Origin of the sequence: Nonomuraea sp. NPDC049028 (genome assembly GCF_043197735.1) — a bacterium.
GTDB lineage: Bacteria > Actinomycetota > Actinomycetes > Streptosporangiales > Streptosporangiaceae > Nonomuraea.
This window is the reverse complement of sequence record NZ_JBICTR010000005.1, coordinates 753,232-771,451: the sequence shown is the minus strand read 5'-3', so window position 1 is coordinate 771,451 and position 18,220 is coordinate 753,232. Positions and strand designations below refer to the sequence as shown.

The window sequence follows — 18,220 nt, the reverse complement described above, 5'->3', positions numbered from 1 at the left end:
GCACATGGGAACCCTCAACGTCCGCACCGATGAGGCGATGGAAACCGCACTGCGCGCGCTGGCTGGTGACAGGCGGAGCCGATCGGAAGCTGTCCGTTACGCCATCCTTCACACCTACAAGGAAATGCTGCTGGAGCAGGCGGCAGCTGACGCCGAACGGCTACGTGACGATCCCGATGATCAGGCCGAGATGCTGGCGATCCAGCGTTTCATGGGCGTCGCCGAGTGATATTTCGTGGCGCGCTCTACGAGATCAAGGCCATTCCAGGCGCTCGGGAGCACGAGCAGCAGGGTCGCCGATACGGGGTGATCATTCAGTCGGGCCGCTTCGCGACAAGCGTCATCACGATCGCCCTCACCTCGTCGAGCGCGGGGCCGGCGATCTACCGGCCCGAGATCGAGTTCAACGGCACGAAGTCGCGCGTCCTGGCGGACCAGATCTACTCCGTGCCGCCGTCCAGGTTGGGCGACTTCATGGGCACACTGGACGCGCACGAGGCCGCCGAGGTGGACCGCGCCCTGATGCTGAAACTCGGCCTCATCTGAAAGCCGCGGCCAGCCTAGATTCCACGTCGCGGTAGCGGCTGACCGGGATCAGGTGGACGCCGTCGAAGGCGCCCGAGTCGCGGATGGCCAGGACCTGCTCGCAGGCCGCGTCCACGCCCGCCATGCGGTCGGCCGCCACCGCGTGGATCAGCCGGTCGGGGATGGCGATGTCGGGGATCGCCGCGGCCAGCGTGCGGGCGTGGCGCTCGCTGGCCAGCACCATCACCCCCGCGTAGACCGGCATGTCGACCTGGTTGGCCTCGCGCCAGCGCAGCAGTGCCTCCAGGGAGAAACCGACCTGGAGGAACAGGAAGTCGGCCGCGCGCTTCCAGGCGGGCAGGGGACGCAGCCCGGCCGCCGCGCCGACGCGGAACCCGCCGTCGAAGTTCCTGGCCTCTTCGATCATCGAGCGGACGGTCAGGTCGCTGGTCCGGTTGCCGCTCGCCGGCTTGTCACCGTAGACGAACAGGAACTGGTCGACCCCGTAGGCCGCGGCCGTCAGCAGGTCGCGCTGGAAGCCGAGCAGGTTGCGGTCGCGGGAGTTGAGGCAGGCGATGCTCCGCCCGCCCATCGCCTCGACCTCGTGCGCGACGGCCACGCTGGACACGGTCGCCCGGCCGATGTGGTTGTCAGGGATGAGGAACGAGTGGGCGATCTTGCTCATCGTGCCGATCTGGTGCCGGACGTGCTTCAGGTCCGGCGTGGTGGGCGGCTCGATCTCGCAGACCAGCTCAAAAGTCATGCCGAGCACCCTAACGTCTGGCCGCCAAAGCCTCCACGCCGCTGATGACCAGGTCCACGCCGAACGAGTCGTAGAAGCCGGCCGTCATCCCCTCGACCATCGGGCCCGCCATCTCCACCAGGTTCGGGTATTGGTCCGCCGGCAGAGACTCCAGGCCCAGGCGCTTCACCCGGACGATCTCGGCGATCTCCTCCGAAGTATGGCGGGAGCGGAAGTGGACCGGGGCGTCGGCGATGGAGATGGCGCTCTGCAGCAGGTATTTGGAGATCAGGCAGCACTCTTCCACGGTGAACCCCGCCGCCCGCGCCAGCCCGAGCGCCAGGTCCCAGACCGCCAGGAAGCTGGGCACCGCGCCCTGGTCCACCTGCTCCAGCACGCTCTTCGCGCACGGGTGGGCGCGCAGGACCCTGATCAGGCCCTCGACCAGCTCCCGTAGCCGGTCGGGCCACGGGCGGTCGTCGTCTTCGGTCTTGATCCCGAAGCCCAGGATCAGGTGGTCCGCCATGCCGATGAGCAGCTGGTCCTTGTTCTTGAAGTGCCAGTAGAGGGCCATCGGCGTCACGCCCAGGTCGGCCGCCAGTCGCCTGATCGTCACGGTGTCGAGCCCTTCGGCGTCACCGATCTCCAGGGCCCGCTCGACGATGGCCGCCGCGGTCAGTTTTCCCATCACGGTTGACAACTATACGACGTACAAGTTCACTATACGACGTACAAGTACGACGTATAGGAGACGAACATGGACCGGCGCTGGTGGGCGCTCACCGCGGTGACGCTCGGGACCTTCATGACCTACCTCGACAACAACCTGGCGAATGTCGCGCTGCCGACGATCCAGCGGGAGCTCGGGCTGACGATCTCCGGTCTGGAGTGGATCGTGAGCGGCTACATCCTGGTGTTCGCCGGGCTCATGCTGGTAGGCGGCAGGCTGGCCGACGTGTTCGGCGCCCGGCGGGTGTTCACGACGGGGTTGGTGATCTTCACGCTGTCGTCCCTCGCCGCCGGGCTGGCCACCGACGGCACCATGCTGATCGCCGCCCGCGCCGTGCAGGGTCTCGGCGCGGCCATGCTCACGCCGACGGCGCTCTCGCTGCTGACGCAGATCTTCCCCGACCCGGGCGAGCGCGGGCGGGCCGTGGGCATCTGGAGCGCCTCCGGCGCGCTGTCGATGGCGCTCGGCCCGGTGACCGGCGGCTTCATCAGTGAGCGGCTGCACTGGGGCTGGATCTACCTGATCAACGTGCCGATCGGGCTGGTCACGCTCGGCCTCGCGCTCTGGGCCGTCCGTCCCGCCTTCACCCGGGTACGGCGCGCCCTCGACCTGCCGGGCCTGGCCACCTCGGCGCTCGCGCTGTTCGCCCTCACCTACGGGCTGATCGAGGGTGACGGCGCCGGATGGACCTCGTCGGAGATCCTGGCCGCCTTCGGTGTGGCGCTCGCGGCGGCGCTGGCGTTCCTGCTCATCGAGGCGCGGTCCGCCGAGCCGATGATCGACCTGTCACTGTTCAGGGCGCGGATGTTCAGCGGCGGCCTGATCACCATGGGCATCTGGTCGTTCGGCGTGTTCGGCATCTACTTCTTCAGCGCCCTCTGGCTGCAGAACGTGCTGGCCTTCTCCCCCTCCGAGGCCGGCGCCGCGTTCGTGCCGATGGCCCTGGTCATGGCGGTCACGGCGATCCTGTCGCAGCGGGTCAGCGCGCGGCTGGGCATCGGCCCGACCGTCGCGCTCGGCATGGCGCTGATGGGCGGCGCCCTGTTCATGATCTCCGGGATCGGCGCCGACGGCGGGTACGGCGACGTGGTCCCCTGGTTCCTGCTGTACGGCCTGGGCGGCGGCCTGCTGGTGCCCCTGACCGCCGCGATCCTGTCCGGCATGCCCCAGGGCAGGTCGGGCGTCGCCTCTGGGGTGCTGAACGTGTCGCGCGAGGTGTTCGGGCTGCTCGGCATCACCGTCCTGGGCGCGGTCCTGAGCTCCAGGCAGAGCGCCAGTGACCGGCCGCCGCTGGCCGCCTTCCTCGACGCCTACCAGTTCACGCTGGTGCTGGCGGCCGTGCTCGTGCTGACGGCGATCCCGGTCAGCCTGTACGCCCTGCGCGCCCGCCGTACGAGTGACAGCCAGGCGAACCAGCCGCGAGCCGAGCGGCGGGAGCAGACGACCGCCGCCTAAGCGACCGAGCCGCACCCGCACCCGCTCACGCGACCCCGGCGGTGGCGGGCTCGTCGAACTGGGTGCGGTACAGCTCCTCGTAACGCCCCCCGGCGGCGAGCAGCTCGGCGTGCGTACCCCGCTCGACCACCCGCCCGTCCTCGATCACCAGGATGACGTCGGCGGCGCGGATCGTGGACAGGCGGTGCGCGATCACCACGGCGGTCCTGCCCTGCAGCGCCTCACCCAGCGCCTCCTGCACGGCCGCCTCCGAGGTGGAGTCGAGCGCCGCGGTGGCCTCGTCCAGGATCACCACCCTGGGCCGGGCCAGCAGCAGCCGGGCGATCGTCAGCCGCTGGCGCTCGCCGCCCGACAGCCGGTAACCGCGCTCCCCGACCACGGTGTCGAGACCGTCGGGCAGGGACTCGATGAGCGTGGCCAGCCGGGCCCGGCCGAGCACCTCCCAGAGCTCCGCCTCATCGGCCTCGGGCCGGGCGAGCAGCAGGTTGGCCCTGATCGTCTCGTGGAACAGGTGCCCGTCCTGGGTCACCATGCCGAGCGTGTCGCGGATCGAGTCGGCGGTCAGGTCGCGTACGTCCACGCCGCCGATCCTCACAGTCCCCGAGTCGGCGTCGTACAGCCTCGGCAGGAGCTGGGCGATCGTCGACTTGCCCGCGCCCGAGGAGCCGACGAGGGCGACCATCTGGCCCGGCTCGGCCGTGAAGGAGACGCCGTGCAGCACCTCGACCCCGCCGCGCGTGTCGAGGACGGCGACCTCCTCCAGCGAGGCGAGCGAGACCTTGTCGGCCGCGGGGTAGGCGAAATGCACGTCGTCGAACTCCACGGAGACCGGCCCGTCGGGGACGCTGACCGCGCCCGGCCGTTCCTTGATCAGCGGTTCGAGATCGAGCACCTCGAAGACCCGCTCGAAGCTGACCAGCGCGCTCATCACGTCCACCCTGGCGCTGGCCAGGGCGGTCAGCGGCGTGTACAGGCGGGTGAGCAGCAGGGCCAGGGCCACGACCGAGCCGGGGTCGAGCTGGTCGCGCAGGGCGTAGAAGCCGCCGAGGCCGTACACGAGGGCCAGGGCCAGCGCGGACACCAAGGTGAGCGCGGTGACGAAGACCGACTGGGTCATGGCCGTGCGCACGCCGATGTCACGCACCCGCCTCGCCCGGGCGGCGAACTCCGCCGACTCGCGGGCGGGCCGGCCGAACAGCTTCACCAGCGTCGCGCCGGGCGCGGAGAAGCGCTCGGTCATCTGCGTGCCCATGGCCGCGTTGTGGTCGGCCGCCTCACGCCGCAGCCGGGCGATCCTGGTGCCCATCCGGCGCGCGGGCAGGACGAACACCGGCAGCAGCAACAGCGCGAGCAGCGTGATCTGCCAGGAGATCCCGATCATCACGATGAGGGTCAGCACGAGCGTCACGATGTTGCCCGCCACGCTGGACAGGGTGTCGGTGAAGGCGCGCTGCGCGCCGATCACGTCGTTGTTCAACCGGCTGACCAGGGCGCCCGTACGGGTCCTGGTGAAGAAGGCGATCGGCATCCGCTGGACGTGGTCGAAGACCGCCGTACGCAGGTCGAGGATGAGTCCTTCGCCGAGTCCCGCCGACAGCCATCTGGTCACCAGGCCGAGCCCGGCCTCCGCCAGGGCGAGAACCGCGATCAACCCCGCCAAACCGGCCACGATGCCGAACGTCTCACCCTTGACGATCGCGTCGACGACCCGGCCCGCGAGGACGGGCGAGACCACCGCCAGGGCCGCCATCACCACGCTCAGCACCAGGAAGTACGCCACCCGCCGCCGGTGCGGCCGGGCGAAGGCCCCGACGCGACGGAGCGTCGCCCTGGACAGTGGGCGACGCTCCGTCTGGTTGTTCATCGAATACAGCTGATGCCAGGCGGTCATTTCCATGCTCATGCATGGCAGCCTAGGACCTCAACTTAACTTTAGGTCAAGCGCCGATCTTCTGGCCCTTCTCGTGCCAGACGACCGCGACCGACGGACGCGGCTGGTCACCGTCGGGCCAGTGGCTGGCCGGCTTGTCGGGGGTGGCGCCGTCCAGCTCACCCGGATGCTGCACCGCGACGAACACGCTGCGCTGGTCCTCGGTGACCATCGGGCCGCAGGTCTCCGCGCCGAGCGGGACCGTGAGGAACTGCCGCAGGTGACCGCGCTCCTTACCCCGCACGGGCATCACGAACATACCGTCGTTGCTGCCGAGCTGGTTGCCGTCGGTGGCGATCCAGAGGTTGCCGTCCCGGTCGAAGGCCACGTTGTCCGGGCAGGAGATCGGCGAGACCTTCGTCTTGTCGTAACCGGCGAAGTAGGTCGCGGCGTCGTTCGGGTCGCCGCAGACCAGCGGGATCGACCAGGCGAACGTCTTCTCCCCCGCGTCGTCGCGCCGCTCCACGATCTCCAGCACGTGGCCGTGCTTGTTGGACGGGCGCGGGTTGGCCTCGTCGACCTGCGCCGCGGTGCGGTTGGTGTTGTTGGTCAGCGCCACGTACACGCCACCGGTGACGGGGTTGCGCTCCATGTCCTCGGGGCGGTCCATCTTGGTCGCCCCCACCTTGTCGGCGGCGACGCGGGTGTAGACCAGCACCTCGGTGGCGGTCATGCCGTCCACGTACGACTTGCTGCCCGAGACCAGCGGGATCCACTGGCCGGAGCCGTCGAAGGCGCCGTCGGAGGGCAGCTTGCCCGACCCGTCGATCTCGGCGGCGGGGCTGTCGCCGGTGAACTTGGCGACATAGAGCGTGCCCTCGTCGAGCAGGTCCCTGTTGTGCCGGTCGTTACCGGGGATGAAACGGTTCTTCGACACGAACTTGTAGATGTACTCGAAGCGGGAGTCGTCGCCCATGTACACGACCACGCGCCCGTCGCGGGCCAGCGTGGTGTTGGCGGCCTCGTGCTTCAGGCGGCCCAGCGCGGTCCGCTTGACAGGCGTCGAGTCGGGGTCGAACGGGTCGATCTCCACGACCCAGCCGAACCTGTTGGCCTCGTTCGGGTGCTTGGCCAGGTCGAAGCGCTCCTCGACGCGGTCGAAGCGACGGCTGCTCGACGGGGTGCCGGTGGTGATCGTGTAGCGGGAGATGTACGGCAACTGCGCCGCCGGGACCTTGTCGCCGTTGACGAAGTACTGGTCGATGTTCTCCTCGGCCGTCAGCACGGTGCCCCACGGCGTGGATCCGCCGGAGCAGTTGTTCAGCATGCCGACGGGGGTACGGCCCTTCGGGTCGGCCGCGGTCTTGAGCAGGTCGCTGCCCGCGGCCGGGCCGCTGAAGCGCATCGGCGTCTGGGCGGTGACGCGCCGGTTGTACCGCCTGCGGCCGGAGGTGACCAGCTTCCACTGGCCGGTGCCGCGGACGCGCTCGATCTCGACGACCGAGCCGCCATGGGCGGCCAGCGCGATCTTGATCTGGTCCTCGGTGGCGGCGGCACCGGTGGTGTAGCCGCGGAACATCAGGTTCTCGTTGGTGTACTCGTGGTTCACCCATAGCAGCCCGCGGTTGGCGCCCATCGGGAAGAGCGTGACGAAGTCGCAGTTGTACCCGAACTGCTTGGCCTGCGCCTCGGGGCTCTGCTTGTCGAAGTCGAACGCGGGCGCGTCGGCCGTCACGGGGTCGCCCCAGCGCGCGACGACGGCCGAGGTGTAGCCGTCGGCGACGGTCAGCGCGTCCTCCTTGTTGGGGGGCACGGGGGTGAAGCGGATGCCGCCCGAGGAGTGGCCCATGAGCTCGGCCTCCGGGGGCTCCGTCGGGTCGGCCAGAGCCGGTACGGCCCCGGCGACGCCGACCCCGACGACCCCGGCGGCCAGGGCGCCCAGGGCGCCGGCGCGGAGCATGCCCCGGCGGGACATCGCTTCGGCGACCACGTCGCCGAAGTAGGTGTTGTCACTGGTGTTGGCCACGTCGTGCGCACAAGCGTTGCCGCAGCGGAACCGGCAGGTCATCGCCGATCGTCCAGATGTATGCGCGGGAAGCAGCGGTAGCAACCGGTTCGCCACAGTTCCTCCAAAAATGAGCTGTCTTACGGCGGGGACGCTACGACCGCCATCGAAACCGCAGGTGAACGAGGACCTCCGACACGATGAACGCTTTCCACGACACAATGGTCAAGTGCCTTCGCGGAAATTGGACCCGGAAAAAATGCGGGCCGCACTGGACGCCCAACTCGTGGCGCTGGACGAACCGCCCTTCGACGGACCGTCCTCGGCGCTGGCCGACGCGCTGGTCTCCGCCGTGCTCGCCGCCTACGAACGGGATCTCCGGCCCGAGCGCGACGCCGCCCGGCAGGCCGTACGCCACCTGCTCGACCGGCTGGCGACCGCCGCGCCCGGCCGGACGGTGGAGGTGCGGGTGCCGCCGTACGCGGCCGTACAGGCCATCGCCGGGCCGCGCCACACGCGCGGCACTCCCCCCAACGTCGTGGAGACGGACGGCCGCACCTGGATCGAGCTCGCGCTGGGCCGCCTCACCTGGGCCGAGGCCATGGCGAAGGGCGCCGTCTCAGCGAGCGGCGCCCGTGCCGACCTGTCCGGCCATCTCCCGCTCTCCTAGCGAGTACTAGCGGGTACTAGCGAGTACGCCTCATCCAGGGGAACTTGCTCTCGAAGCACTGGTCGGCGAGCTGGCCGGGAAGGTGGCCGCACTCCTGGACCACGCTCCAGAACCAGATGGCCACGACGGCGAAGAGGATCAGGGCCAGGACGCTGACCGCGATGCCCGCGATGGCGCGGCCCTTGCCCACGCCCTTGCTGAGCGCGACGCAGCCGAAGACGATCGACAGGATCGCGGTGAGCAGGCCGGTGAAGCAGACGAAGACGAGGAACGGGCTGGCGACCCCCAGCACCAGCGAGGCCGTGGCCAGGCCGCTGCCAGGCGGGGCGGGCTGGCCGGCCTGGTACGGCTGGTACGGACCCCCTTGCTGGTACGGGCCCCTTGGCGGGTAGGCGCCCCCTGGCGGCGGGCCGTAGCCGGGGCCACCTCCGCCGGGCGGGCCGCCGTACGGGCTGGAGGGCGAGGTGCCGGGCACGGCCGGGATGGGTTCGGTTCGAGGGGGCGGGCCCGGCGGCTGGCCTTCCCCGTAGGACGGGGTCTGCGGCCCGGTTTCCCCGTACGACGGAGGCTGCGGCACGAACGACGGCCGCTCCTCCGGCGGTGACGGCGGCGGCTCACCCTGCGGCGAGGTCGGAGGCGCGGGCGGCGGCTCATGGCGCGGCGGCACGCCCGGTGGCGACGGCGGCTCATAGCGTGGTGGCTCGCCCTCGGGCGTCGTCGGCGGCTCGTAACGCGACGGCGGCGTGGGTCCCGGCGCGCCGTTCTGGGGCTCCGCTCCTTCGTCGTCCCACCCCGGGTAGGGCGGCCGCGCGCCCGGCGCCGGAAACACCTGGGTCTCCTCCGCCTCCTCACCCTCTTGAACCTCGGCCGGCTCAGGGGTCTCGGGCGCCGTGGGCAGGTCGGGGTGGAACGGCTTGCCCGGCTCGCGGCGGGGCCGCGGCTGCTCCTCCGGAGGCTCGTCCTTCGAAGGGTCGCCGTCGTTCGGGCGAGGCTGGTTCGGATCCCCAGGTGTGGTCACGTCTGCGTCTCCCGACGGGTCTGTATGCCGGATACTTCACCTTTTCGCGGCTGACATCCCCGAAACCGCACGACACGGTAAGAGCCCGCTCATCCTTGGGTCACCATGCGCCCAAATGGCAGGCGACGGGCAAGATGAGGACATGCTGGAAGAGACCCTGACCTACGCGTTGATCATGGTCATGAAGACGAAGCGCAACCAGATGGCCGCGGCCCTGGTCCCGCTCGGCCTGCACAGCGGCCAGGAACTGCTGCTCAACCAGCTGTGGCAGGAGGACGGCCTCACCCAGAGCGAGCTCATCCGGCGGCTGGGCGTCGAGCCGCCGACCGTCACCAAGACCGTCCAGCGCCTGGAGCGGGCCGGCTTCCTGCACCGCTCGCCCGACCCCGACCGGCCACGGATGATCCGGGTCTGGCTGACCGACGCGGGCAAGGCCGTCCGCGAGCCCGTGGAGCAGATCTGGACCAGGATGGACGAAGAGCTGCTGAGCGCGTTCGACCCGGACGAGCGGGACATGTTCGGCCGCCTGCTGCGTGCCATGCCCTAACGACCCTTTCACTCCCAGCGAAACCGGCTTGCGGGCAGGCGTTGCCATAGAGTTAGCTGGCTAATTAGTCGGCTAACTAGAGGAGTCCATCATGCACGTGCTCGTCACCGGCGGTTCGTCCGGCATCGGCGCGGCCACGGCCGTCGCCTACGGGGCCACGGGAGCCCGCGTCACCATCACCTACCACTCGGGCGAGGAACGGGCGGCCGAGGTGGTCAAGCGGGTGGAGCAGGCCGGAGGCAAGGCCACGGCCGTCCGCCTCGATCTGGAGGACCACGCGAGCATCACCGCCGCCGTGTCGGAAGCGGGACCCGTGGACGCGCTGGTCGCCAACGCCGTGCGCTGGGGCACGATCATGCCCAACAGCATGGCCTTCGAGGACGTACCCGCGGCGGAGTGGACGGCCGCCCTGCACGCCAACGTGGTCGGCAACGCGATCCTCGCGGGGGCCGTACTGCCCAATATGCGGCGGAACGGTTTCGGGCGGATCGTGTTCGTCTCGTCGGGTGCGGCGGAGGAGGGACTGCCGGGCCCCGGGGCGTACGGCACGGCCAAGATGGCCCTGCACGGCATGGCCCGCGCACTGGCCTGGGAGGCCGGCAAGGACGGCATCCTGGTGAACGTCGCCGCCGCCGGATTCACCCTCACCGAGCGCGAACGGCCCGTCCCGCAGGAGCTCGCGGACGCGCTCGCCGCCCGCACCCCCACCCGGCGACTCTCGACGGCGGACGACCTGGCGGCGCTGATCGTCTTCCTCGGCTCCGCGGCCAACCGCAACCTCACCGGAGAGATCATCCGCGACGGATCCAACGCCGGCCGGTCGGCGCACGCCCTCTGATCTGGCCCCCGGGTGCGAGCAGGGGAGCGGCCGACCTAGACTGAAGCACGTGCTGAAAGGCGACGGCCGGCTCGGCCATGACCTGGACCCCCAAGACCATGCTCCTAAAGACGCCTGCGGCGTCTTCGGTGTCTGGGCGCCAGGCGAGGAAGTCTCCAAACTCACCTACTACGGGCTGTACGCGTTGCAACACCGCGGACAGGAGTCCGCGGGCATCGCGGTCAGCGAGGGCAGCCGCATCCTCGTCTACAAGGACATGGGCCTGGTCTCCCAGGTCTTCGACGAGTCGGTGCTCGGCACCCTCAGGGGCCACCTGGCCATCGGCCACTGCCGCTACTCCACGACCGGCTCCAGTGTGTGGGAGAACGCCCAGCCCACGCTGAGCTCCACCGACGAGGGCGGCCTCGCGCTCGCCCACAACGGCAACCTGATCAACACCCCGGAGCTGGCCCAGCGGCTGGCCCCCGGGGCGACCAGGGCGACCACCGACACCGAAGTGCTCACCACGCTGCTCGCCCAGGACCGCGACCGGTCCATCGAGGACGCGGCGGCCGAGCTGTTGCCGCAGGTGAAGGGCGCCTACTCGCTGGTGTTCATGGACGAGCGGACGCTCTACGCGGCCCGTGACCCGCAGGGCATCCGCCCGCTGGTCCTGGGCCGCCTGGAGCGGGGCTGGGTGGTGGCCTCCGAGACGGCCGCGCTCGACATCGTGGGCGCCACGTTCACCCGCGAGATCGAGCCGGGCGAGATGCTCACCATCGACGAGCGCGGCGTCAGGTCGCGCCGGTTCGCGCTGGCCGAGCCGAAGGGCTGCCTGTTCGAATACGTCTATCTGGCCCGCCCCGACACCACCATCGCCGGGCGCGGCATCCAGGTCACCCGGGTCGAGGTCGGCCGCGTGCTGGCCCGCGAGCACCCCGTCGAGGCCGACCTGGTCATCCCCACGCCCGAGTCGGGCACGCCCGCCGCCGTCGGCTACGCGGAGGAGAGCGGCATCCCCTACGGCCAGGGCCTGGTGAAGAACTCCTACGTCGGCCGCACCTTCATCGAGCCCTCGCAGACCATCCGGCAGCTCGGCATCAGGCTCAAGCTCAACCCGCTGCGCGAGGTCGTCGAGGGCAAGCGGCTGGTCGTCGTCGACGACTCGATCGTGCGCGGCAACACCCAGCGCGCGATCGTCAGGATGCTGCGCGAGGCCGGCGCTAGTGAGGTGCACGTACGCATCTCCTCACCGCCCGTGGCCTGGCCGTGCTTCTACGGCATCGACTTCGCCACCAGGGCCGAGCTCATCGCCGGATCGCTCAGCGTCGAGGAGATCCGGGCCTCGCTCGGCGCCGACTCGCTGGGCTACATCTCGCTGGAGGGCCTGACCAAGGCCACCACGATCCCTGCCGAGCGGCTGTGCCGGGCCTGCTTCGACGGCTCCTATCCCATCCCCATCGACCAGGACAACGTGGGCAAGTTCGTGTTGGAGAGCAAGGCGTGACGACGTACGAGGCCGCCGGGGTCGACATCGAGGCGGGCGAGCGCGCCGTCTCACTGATGAAGGCCAAGGTGGCCCGCTCACGCAGGCCCGAGGTGGTCGACGACGCCAGCGGGTTCGCCGGCCTGTTCGACGCCTCGGCCCTGCTGCGCTACCAGCGCCCGCTGCTGGCCACCTCGACCGACGGCGTGGGCACCAAGGTCATGCTCGCCCAGCAATACGGCAAGCACGACACGATCGGCGTCGACCTCGTCGCCATGGTCCTCGACGACCTGGTGGTGTGCGGCGCGGAGCCGCTGTTCATGACCGACTACATCGCCTGCGGCAAGGTGGTGCCCGAGCGCATCGCCGAGATCGTGGGCGGGGTCGCCGAGGGCTGCCGGCTGGCCGGGGCGGCCCTGCTCGGCGGCGAGACCGCCGAGCACCCGGGGGCCATGGGCCCCGACGAATACGACCTGGCGGGCGCGGGCACCGGCGTCGTGGAGGCGTCGGCGATGCTCGGCGCCGACCGCGTGCGGGCCGGCGACGTGGTCCTCGGCCTGGCGTCGTCGGGAGTGCACTCCAACGGCTATTCGCTGGTACGCCACGTGCTGCGCGAGTCGTCGCTGTCGCTCGACGCCGACCTGCCCGAGCTGGCCAGGCCGCTGGGCGCCGAGCTGCTGGAGCCGACCAGGATCTACTCGCTCGACTGCCTGGAACTGGCCCGGAGGGTCGACGTGCACGCCTACGCCCACATCACGGGCGGCGGCATCGAGAGCAACCTGTCCCGCTCACTCCCCGACCACCTCGACGCCGTCCTCGACCGCTCCTCGTGGACCCCGCCACCGATCTTCTCGGTACTGGCGGGCTATGGCGGCATCGAACAGAAGGACATGGACAAGACCTTCAACCTGGGCGTCGGCATGGCCGCCATCGTCCCCCAGGAGGCAGCGGACGAGTCCATCCGCCTACTGACCGAACGCCACCAACCCGCCTGGATCATGGGCGAAATCACAGAAGGCACCGGCCAAGCCACCTACCGCTGACACACAGGGTGGGAGACCACGTAGAGCCACGGGCTGGCAGGGTCACGTAGACGCACCGGGTGGCAGGAGTCGCTGACGACACCTGCCAGCCGTTAGCACCCAGGCGGTCGCACCGTCTTGTAACGGCGCCCGGCCCTGTGCGGGCTCAGCGGCCGTATTCCTCGAGGCCCTCAGCCCTGTACGGCGGGTAGGGCCAGCCGTGCTTGCCGTAACCCCAAGAAGTAAAAACCCCCGACGGCAAGAAAGCGCCCCACGGGTGGGTGCCGTGGGGCGGCGCGCTCAACCGGAACAACCGTTACCGGTCGTCGGCGTCTTTGTTGCCGTAGTCGTCGGCGTAATCTGCATAGCGATCCGCCAGCTCATCGCTGAGGTCGTCGGCGGCGTCGTCATTGTCGCTGGAGTCTCCGACCCCGAGTTCATCGCGAAGACGATCAAGATCCGTGCCACCGCTGTTGTACTTCAGCTGGCGAGCAACCTTGACCTGCTTGGCCTTTGCTCGGCCGCGCCCCATTGGCTCGACCCCCTCGTGTGGGGTCGTCCCCGACCCCTCGTCGCTAACGCACCACACACTGACGCCGCCTGACTTTGGGCGTCAGCCTATCGTTCGCCTATTACCGTACCTGTTTTGTGCCCAGCTCGGTACGTCGTATGGGCGCGGGGCGTCAGCGGCCCAGCCAAATGCCCCTAATACGCCCGACTTCCGACATTCTGCGCTCGGCCAGCCTATCTGCTGCGACCGCCGGAGGGACGCCCTCGTCGGCCGCGATCGCGAAGATCTTCAGAGTCGTGTCGTAGATCTGGGTCGCCTTGGCTCTGGCACGCTCCATGTTGAAGCCCTCCAGCTCGTCGGCGACCTGGATCACGCCGCCCGAGTTGACCACGTAGTCGGGCGCGTAGAGGATGCCGCGCTCCGCGAGCTGCTTCTCCACGCCCGGGTGGGCGAGCTGGTTGTTGGCCGCGCCGCAGACGATCTTGGCGCGGAGCCTGGCCGCCGAGTGGTCGTCGAGAGCCCCGCCCAGCGCGCAGGGGGCGAACACGTCGATGTCGGCTCCGGTGAGCGTCACCGCGTCGCCTACGACGTCGACCTCGGGGTGGCGCTGTCGTACGCGCTCGACCGCCTTGGGATCGACGTCACACAGGACCACGTCGGCCCCGTCCTCGCGCAGCAGGTCGACCAGCCGATGGCCGACCTTGCCGACGCCCTCGACGCCGACCCGCTTGCCGCGCAGCGACGGCGAGCCGTAGACGCGCTCGGCCGAGGCGCGCATGCCCTGGTAGACACCGAAGGCGGTGAGGATCGAGGAGTCGCCCGCGCCGCCGTGCGCCAGCGTGCGGCCGATCACGTAGCGTGACTCCCTGGCGATGACGTCCATGTCCTCGCTGTAGGTGCCCACGTCACAGGCGGTGATGTAGCGCCCGCCGAGCGACTCGACGAAGCGACCGTAGGCGCGCAGCAGCGCCTCGCTCTTGTCCCGGCGCGGGTCGCCGATGATGACGGCCTTGCCGCCGCCATGGTCGAGACCGGCCAGCGCGTTCTTGTAGGCCATGCCCTTGGCCAGGTTGAGCACGTCGGCCAGAGCCGCCTGCTCGCCCGCGTACGGATAGAACCTGGTGCCTCCCAGGGCCGGCCCGAGTGCGGTGTTGTGGATGGCGATGATGGCCCGCAGGCCGCTCTGCTCGTCGGCGCAGAACACGACCTGCTCATGGACGTCCTTGTGGGACGAGCCGAAGACATCGGTCACGGTAGTGACTCCCTGTCCCGTGTCCGTCGCCCCGTTGCGACGGATCTCGTCTATCAGCGTAGTAGCGCGACGATGCGAGCAGGTTGTCTTCATGACACGATGCCTCCGTGCTGCCCTATGCCGCTTACCTCCGGGTCTACGAGCCGCTGACCGCGTTCGCCGAGTCCGAGCGCAAGGTCTGGGCCGAGTACGCCGAATCGCGTGATCGTCCCCGCCGGGCCACCGCGCTCAACGCCGAGCACGCCGAGGCCGTCAGGCGCCTGCTCGGTATGCCGCCCCACCCGGCACCCGCGCAGGAGAGCCCCAACGCCTATCTGCGGCGCGTTGAGGACCGTCTCTATGTGTGTCCGTGGCAGACCCGGCTTCGCTCGTGGCTGGCCTTCTCAAGGCTGCGTGGCAGTACTCCTGCGAAGCTCATGGACCGGTTCGTGCCCAAAGCGATCGCCGAGCAGACCGCCGACGACTTCGACCGGTACAAGCGCACCGGTGACTCCGCCGCGCTCCGCACCCACATCCGCACGACCGCGTGGCACGTGCCACCGGCGTGGTTCGTGCCCTTCGACGGCAACGAGCGCTGGCTGGTGCTCGGCTCCGCGACGCCGGGACAGGACGTGACCACCACGACGGGACGCAACCTCATCTACGTCACCTCCATGGCCCAGGCCAGGAGGCGCTCCGCGCGGGCGCTGCAGGTGCTGCGCAGGCACCTGGGCGACGTGGCGGCCAACCTGGACGTGGAGGACGTGGCCAGGTGGCTGGAGGAGTTCCACCCGCACTCGCTGGTCGAGCTCGACTACGGCGGCCTGGTGCGGCTCATGAACGATGACGCTCTGCAAGCGGATCAGTCCGTCGCGGAGCTCTCAGCGGCCCTCACGGGGCTGGACACGGGTCAAGAAGAGCTTGCCTACGCCATGTATCAGAGGGTGATCCTGCGCTGGAAGTCAATGCAACTTCTGGAATCTGCCAACTGAACCCCAATACAACCGTCTGACCTGCATAAGTAGGTCATGACTCGCGGCTGCTCTCTTCTGCGAACTGAGTAGTTTGCCGTTTTCACTGCGATACCACGAAACGTGTCGCTAGAATCACCGAGCGTGACATCGCCATGTGAGCGGGCAGTTGGGTCAAAGAAGGGCTCGCAAATCGCTCTGCGTGGCGGTATGGTCACTTCGGGTGATGCCGCATATGGCTCAGAAAAGCCGCACGCTCTGGGCTATAGGGGGACATCCGTGACACGCGCAAAGGGAGTCACAGGATCGCTGAGCCGGTCCACACGGAGGAGAGGCCGCACAAATGTCAGCTCGTACACCCGAGGCCGAGCCGCTGCTCACGCCCGCTGAGGTCGCGACCATGTTCAGGGTCGACCCCAAGACCGTTACCCGGTGGGCGAAGGCAGGCAAGTTGACGTCGATTCGTACCCTCGGCGGTCACCGGCGTTACCGGGAGACCGAGGTCCGCGCACTGCTGGCGGGGATTCCGCAGCAGCGCTCGGAGTAGTGCCGAGGTCGTCACGAACCTCAGGGGGGTTGAATGGTGGGCCGTGCTGGACAGCCCGGTCCACCCAGGTGACGACGTCATGTCGTAAATGGGGAGCTGGCGCCGCCCGCCCGGCGCCATCCTTCCCGAAGGGGACCTAGGCCAGTTGTTCCTTGGTCAGCAGATCCAGCAGCCGGTTGACCTCCGGGTCATAGCCGGCGGCTACTCCGAGTAGTGAGACCATGTGGTCCACGAGCATCTTCTCCAGCGTCGGACGCTCGATGTCGCGGTGTTCCAGCCAGTCGAGGCCGGCGGTCTCCACCGACGCGATCCACGATCTCAGCGTCGTACGCAGCACCGGGCTCGGCCGCTCCACCCGCATCTGCCGCTGGATGAGCCGGAAGAGACGTTGCCGCACACCGTCGACGATCTCCCCGACCTCCCCCGCCCGGTTGGCGGGGCCGCCGCGCAGCAGCGCCGCGAACCCGGCCGCGTGCTCCTCGACGAAGTCGAAGTAGCGCCCGAGCCCCGAGGCCAGCTCATCGAGAGGTCTGCCGCCGCCCTGCGGGCGCAGCCGCGACTCCAGCTGGTCGGCCGCGCTCTTCAGCGCCGCCACGTAGAGCTCCTGCTTGCCGCCGAAGTAGTGGTAGACCAATGCCCGCGAAGCGCCGGCGGCCGAGGCCACGTCGTCGATCGAGACGTCCTCCGCGTCGCGTGTGCTGAAGAGTTCGAGGGCCGCGGCCATCAGCTCCTCGCGACGGCGATCCACGCTGAGCCGGCGCCGAGCCGGTCGGGCCGCTTCGGCTGACTTCCCGGGTGTCACAACAGCACAGTATCCGACGCCGTGCCTAATAGCGGACATGTAGCCAAGTGGTCAATATCAGCCTTCCCTAACATGAGGCCGTACCCTGCGGCGAACTCGATCGTTTGGTCAGACAGGTGCCCAACTTCGCATCGCGGGGGAGACACATGTCAGGACCACCCGTCAACACTTCAACTATTTCCGAGCTCAGGGAGGTAGACGCGGTACCTCGGCCACGACCGACAATCCGCAACGTCGCCGAGCGAGCCGGCGTCTCGAAATCGCTGGTCTCGCTCGTACTACGCGGATCCCCGCACGTGAGCGAGCACCGGCGGCAAGCCGTGCTGCAGGCGGCCCGCGAGCTCGGCTACCGGCCCAACGCGGTCGCGCGGAGCCTCGTCGAAGGCCGTACTCACCTCGTCGGCGCGCTCGTCGCCGACCTGCACAACCCGTTCTACGCCGAGTTCCTCGACGGACTGCAGGAGAGCCTGCACGGCGACGGACTGCGCATGCTGATCGGCAACAGCCAATGGGACCCCGCCTTCGAGGACGAGGCCGTGGAGGCCTTCCTGGAGCTCAGGGTCGACGGGCTGGTGTTACTCGGCATCGCGCCGACCAGCGAGACGCTGATCGAGGCGACCTCCTACACGCCGACGGTCGTCGTAGGGGAACGTGACATTGAGCTCGACGGCGTCGACATCGTGGTCGACGACGACCAGCTCGGCGCCCGGCTGGCCATCGACCACCTGGTCGATCACGGCCACAAACGGATCGCGCACATCGAGGGTCCGCGCTCCTCACGCTGCGAGGGCTATCTCGTGGCGATGCGCAGGCACTCGCTGGCGCCCTACATCATGGTCGAGGCCGCGGAGTCGACCGAGGAGAGCGGCCGGCAGGCGGCCCTCGCCCTGCTCAGCCGCGAACCCAGGCCCACGGCGATCTTCGCCGCCAACGACGTGGTTGCGCTCGGTGTCCTCTCGGCCGCGGCGGAACTGGGCCTGAAGGTGCCGGACGACCTGTCGGTGGTGGGTTATGACAACACCCACCTGGCCGCCTCGCACCACATCTCTCTCACCTCCGTCGACCAGCCGCGCCGTACCATGGGCCGGTCCGCGGCGGCACTGCTCAGCGACCGGATCGGAGACCCCGCGAAAGTAGCCCGCCTGCGCCAGGTGACCCCCGAACTCATCGTCCGGCGGAGCACGGGTCCCGTTTAGAGAAAGCCAAAGCTGGGTCAACCCGTGCGGTGGCGGCGCCGCACGGCGGTTTACTCGTCAAGGTCATGCGACACG

19 protein-coding genes are annotated in these 18,220 nt (G+C 69.4%); 11 read left to right on the top strand and 8 right to left on the bottom strand.

Annotated features, from left to right (window positions below):
* Positions 1-4 precede the first annotated feature (4 nt).
* Together ACGFJ2_RS23175 and ACGFJ2_RS23170 are read left to right on the top strand one after the other, a co-directional pair.
* The gene (locus ACGFJ2_RS23175; RefSeq protein ID WP_357652174.1) at positions 5-229 is read left to right on the top strand and encodes a hypothetical protein; all 225 of its coding nucleotides are present in this window, start codon (positions 5-7) and stop codon (positions 227-229) included.
* Positions 226-546: a type II toxin-antitoxin system PemK/MazF family toxin gene (locus tag ACGFJ2_RS23170; protein WP_393471346.1), complete on the top strand. Its 321-nt coding sequence runs from the start codon at positions 226-228 to the stop codon at positions 544-546. Before ACGFJ2_RS23175 ends, ACGFJ2_RS23170 begins: the two co-directional genes overlap by 4 nt.
* Here the strand turns inward: ACGFJ2_RS23170 and ACGFJ2_RS23165 are convergent.
* Complete coding sequence (locus ACGFJ2_RS23165) at positions 539-1,288, bottom strand: methylenetetrahydrofolate reductase (RefSeq protein ID WP_357939654.1); 750 nt, start codon at positions 1,286-1,288, stop codon at positions 539-541. The genes ACGFJ2_RS23170 and ACGFJ2_RS23165 overlap by 8 nt on opposite strands.
* Positions 1,289-1,298: 10 nt before the next feature.
* Entirely contained in the window at positions 1,299-1,955 is a 657-nt protein-coding gene (locus ACGFJ2_RS23160; protein WP_358204334.1) for a TetR family transcriptional regulator, read from the bottom strand.
* Between the two features lie 69 nt (positions 1,956-2,024).
* Here ACGFJ2_RS23160 and ACGFJ2_RS23155 point away from each other — a divergent pair, with 69 nt between their 5' ends.
* Entirely contained in the window at positions 2,025-3,452 is a 1,428-nt protein-coding gene (locus ACGFJ2_RS23155) for an MFS transporter (RefSeq protein ID WP_393471344.1), read from the top strand.
* Between the two features lie 25 nt (positions 3,453-3,477).
* Here ACGFJ2_RS23155 and ACGFJ2_RS23150 read toward each other — a convergent pair whose 3' ends face one another.
* Positions 3,478-5,355, bottom strand: a complete 1,878-nt coding sequence (locus tag ACGFJ2_RS23150; protein ID WP_357939650.1) for an ABC transporter ATP-binding protein — start codon at positions 5,353-5,355, stop codon at positions 3,478-3,480.
* Between the two features lie 34 nt (positions 5,356-5,389).
* Complete coding sequence (locus ACGFJ2_RS23145; RefSeq protein WP_393471341.1) at positions 5,390-7,390, bottom strand: PhoX family protein; 2,001 nt, start codon at positions 7,388-7,390, stop codon at positions 5,390-5,392.
* A gap of 196 nt (positions 7,391-7,586) precedes the next feature.
* Here ACGFJ2_RS23145 and ACGFJ2_RS23140 point away from each other — a divergent pair, with 196 nt between their 5' ends.
* A complete protein-coding gene (locus ACGFJ2_RS23140; protein WP_357939646.1) occupies positions 7,587-7,997 on the top strand; it encodes a sterol carrier family protein in 411 nt (136 codons plus the stop codon).
* Between the two features lie 16 nt (positions 7,998-8,013).
* On the opposite strand, the gene ACGFJ2_RS23135 is transcribed toward ACGFJ2_RS23140, so the two are convergent.
* Entirely contained in the window at positions 8,014-9,015 is a 1,002-nt protein-coding gene (locus ACGFJ2_RS23135; protein ID WP_393471338.1) for a DUF4190 domain-containing protein, read from the bottom strand.
* Between the two features lie 142 nt (positions 9,016-9,157).
* Here ACGFJ2_RS23135 and ACGFJ2_RS23130 point away from each other — a divergent pair, with 142 nt between their 5' ends.
* The 4 genes from ACGFJ2_RS23130 to purM all read left to right on the top strand — a co-directional run bounded on the left by ACGFJ2_RS23130 (position 9,158) and on the right by purM (position 12,908).
* Positions 9,158-9,562, top strand: coding sequence for a MarR family transcriptional regulator (locus tag ACGFJ2_RS23130; RefSeq protein WP_357939642.1), 405 nt, complete (start codon positions 9,158-9,160; stop codon positions 9,560-9,562).
* Positions 9,563-9,653: 91 nt separating this feature from the next.
* Entirely contained in the window at positions 9,654-10,400 is a 747-nt protein-coding gene (locus ACGFJ2_RS23125; protein WP_357939640.1) for an SDR family NAD(P)-dependent oxidoreductase, read from the top strand.
* A gap of 49 nt (positions 10,401-10,449) precedes the next feature.
* Complete coding sequence (gene purF / locus ACGFJ2_RS23120; protein ID WP_357939638.1) at positions 10,450-11,886, top strand: amidophosphoribosyltransferase; 1,437 nt, start codon at positions 10,450-10,452, stop codon at positions 11,884-11,886.
* Positions 11,883-12,908 carry a phosphoribosylformylglycinamidine cyclo-ligase gene (gene purM / locus ACGFJ2_RS23115; protein ID WP_357939636.1) on the top strand — a complete coding sequence of 342 codons (1,026 nt, stop codon included), beginning with the start codon at positions 11,883-11,885 and terminating at the stop codon, positions 12,906-12,908. The genes purF and purM overlap by 4 nt, the downstream gene beginning before the upstream one ends.
* A 295-nt stretch (positions 12,909-13,203) precedes the next feature.
* On the opposite strand, the gene ACGFJ2_RS23110 is transcribed toward purM, so the two are convergent.
* Together ACGFJ2_RS23110 and ACGFJ2_RS23105 are read right to left on the bottom strand one after the other, a co-directional pair.
* Positions 13,204-13,419, bottom strand: coding sequence for a DUF3073 domain-containing protein (locus ACGFJ2_RS23110; protein WP_357939634.1), 216 nt, complete (start codon positions 13,417-13,419; stop codon positions 13,204-13,206).
* A 151-nt stretch (positions 13,420-13,570) separates the two neighbouring features.
* Complete coding sequence (locus tag ACGFJ2_RS23105) at positions 13,571-14,650, bottom strand: Glu/Leu/Phe/Val dehydrogenase dimerization domain-containing protein (protein WP_357939632.1); 1,080 nt, start codon at positions 14,648-14,650, stop codon at positions 13,571-13,573.
* 107 nt (positions 14,651-14,757) lie between these two features.
* Between ACGFJ2_RS23105 and ACGFJ2_RS23100 the strand changes: the two genes are divergently transcribed.
* Complete coding sequence (locus ACGFJ2_RS23100) at positions 14,758-15,621, top strand: hypothetical protein (protein WP_357939630.1); 864 nt, start codon at positions 14,758-14,760, stop codon at positions 15,619-15,621.
* A gap of 322 nt (positions 15,622-15,943) precedes the next feature.
* Positions 15,944-16,147 (top strand): developmental transcriptional regulator BldC, encoded by a 204-nt coding sequence (gene bldC, locus ACGFJ2_RS23095; RefSeq protein ID WP_013133571.1) that lies wholly within the window; start codon positions 15,944-15,946, stop codon positions 16,145-16,147.
* 136 nt (positions 16,148-16,283) lie between these two features.
* On the opposite strand, the gene ACGFJ2_RS23090 is transcribed toward bldC, so the two are convergent.
* A complete protein-coding gene (locus ACGFJ2_RS23090; RefSeq protein WP_357939628.1) occupies positions 16,284-16,949 on the bottom strand; it encodes a TetR/AcrR family transcriptional regulator in 666 nt (221 codons plus the stop codon).
* A 146-nt stretch (positions 16,950-17,095) separates the two neighbouring features.
* Here ACGFJ2_RS23090 and ACGFJ2_RS23085 point away from each other — a divergent pair, with 146 nt between their 5' ends.
* Positions 17,096-18,145 (top strand): LacI family DNA-binding transcriptional regulator, encoded by a 1,050-nt coding sequence (locus ACGFJ2_RS23085; RefSeq protein ID WP_357939626.1) that lies wholly within the window; start codon positions 17,096-17,098, stop codon positions 18,143-18,145.
* The last annotated feature ends 75 nt before the right edge of the window (positions 18,146-18,220 follow it).

Coding starts and splice junctions, on each gene's coding strand:
- ACGFJ2_RS23175 (WP_357652174.1), top strand. CDS start 5: ATGGGAACCCTCAACGTCCGCACCGATGAGGCGATGGAAACCGCACTG.
- ACGFJ2_RS23125 (WP_357939640.1), top strand. CDS start 9,654: ATGCACGTGCTCGTCACCGGCGGTTCGTCCGGCATCGGCGCGGCCACG.
- ACGFJ2_RS23165 (WP_357939654.1), bottom strand. CDS start 1,288: ATGACTTTTGAGCTGGTCTGCGAGATCGAGCCGCCCACCACGCCGGAC.
- ACGFJ2_RS23085 (WP_357939626.1), top strand. CDS start 17,096: ATGTCAGGACCACCCGTCAACACTTCAACTATTTCCGAGCTCAGGGAG.
- bldC (WP_013133571.1), top strand. CDS start 15,944: ATGTCAGCTCGTACACCCGAGGCCGAGCCGCTGCTCACGCCCGCTGAG.
- ACGFJ2_RS23130 (WP_357939642.1), top strand. CDS start 9,158: ATGCTGGAAGAGACCCTGACCTACGCGTTGATCATGGTCATGAAGACG.
- ACGFJ2_RS23160 (WP_358204334.1), bottom strand. CDS start 1,955: ATGGGAAAACTGACCGCGGCGGCCATCGTCGAGCGGGCCCTGGAGATC.
- ACGFJ2_RS23150 (WP_357939650.1), bottom strand. CDS start 5,355: ATGAGCATGGAAATGACCGCCTGGCATCAGCTGTATTCGATGAACAAC.
- ACGFJ2_RS23140 (WP_357939646.1), top strand. CDS start 7,587: ATGCGGGCCGCACTGGACGCCCAACTCGTGGCGCTGGACGAACCGCCC.
- ACGFJ2_RS23145 (WP_393471341.1), bottom strand. CDS start 7,390: ATGACCTGCCGGTTCCGCTGCGGCAACGCTTGTGCGCACGACGTGGCC.
- ACGFJ2_RS23155 (WP_393471344.1), top strand. CDS start 2,025: ATGGACCGGCGCTGGTGGGCGCTCACCGCGGTGACGCTCGGGACCTTC.
- ACGFJ2_RS23110 (WP_357939634.1), bottom strand. CDS start 13,419: ATGGGGCGCGGCCGAGCAAAGGCCAAGCAGGTCAAGGTTGCTCGCCAG.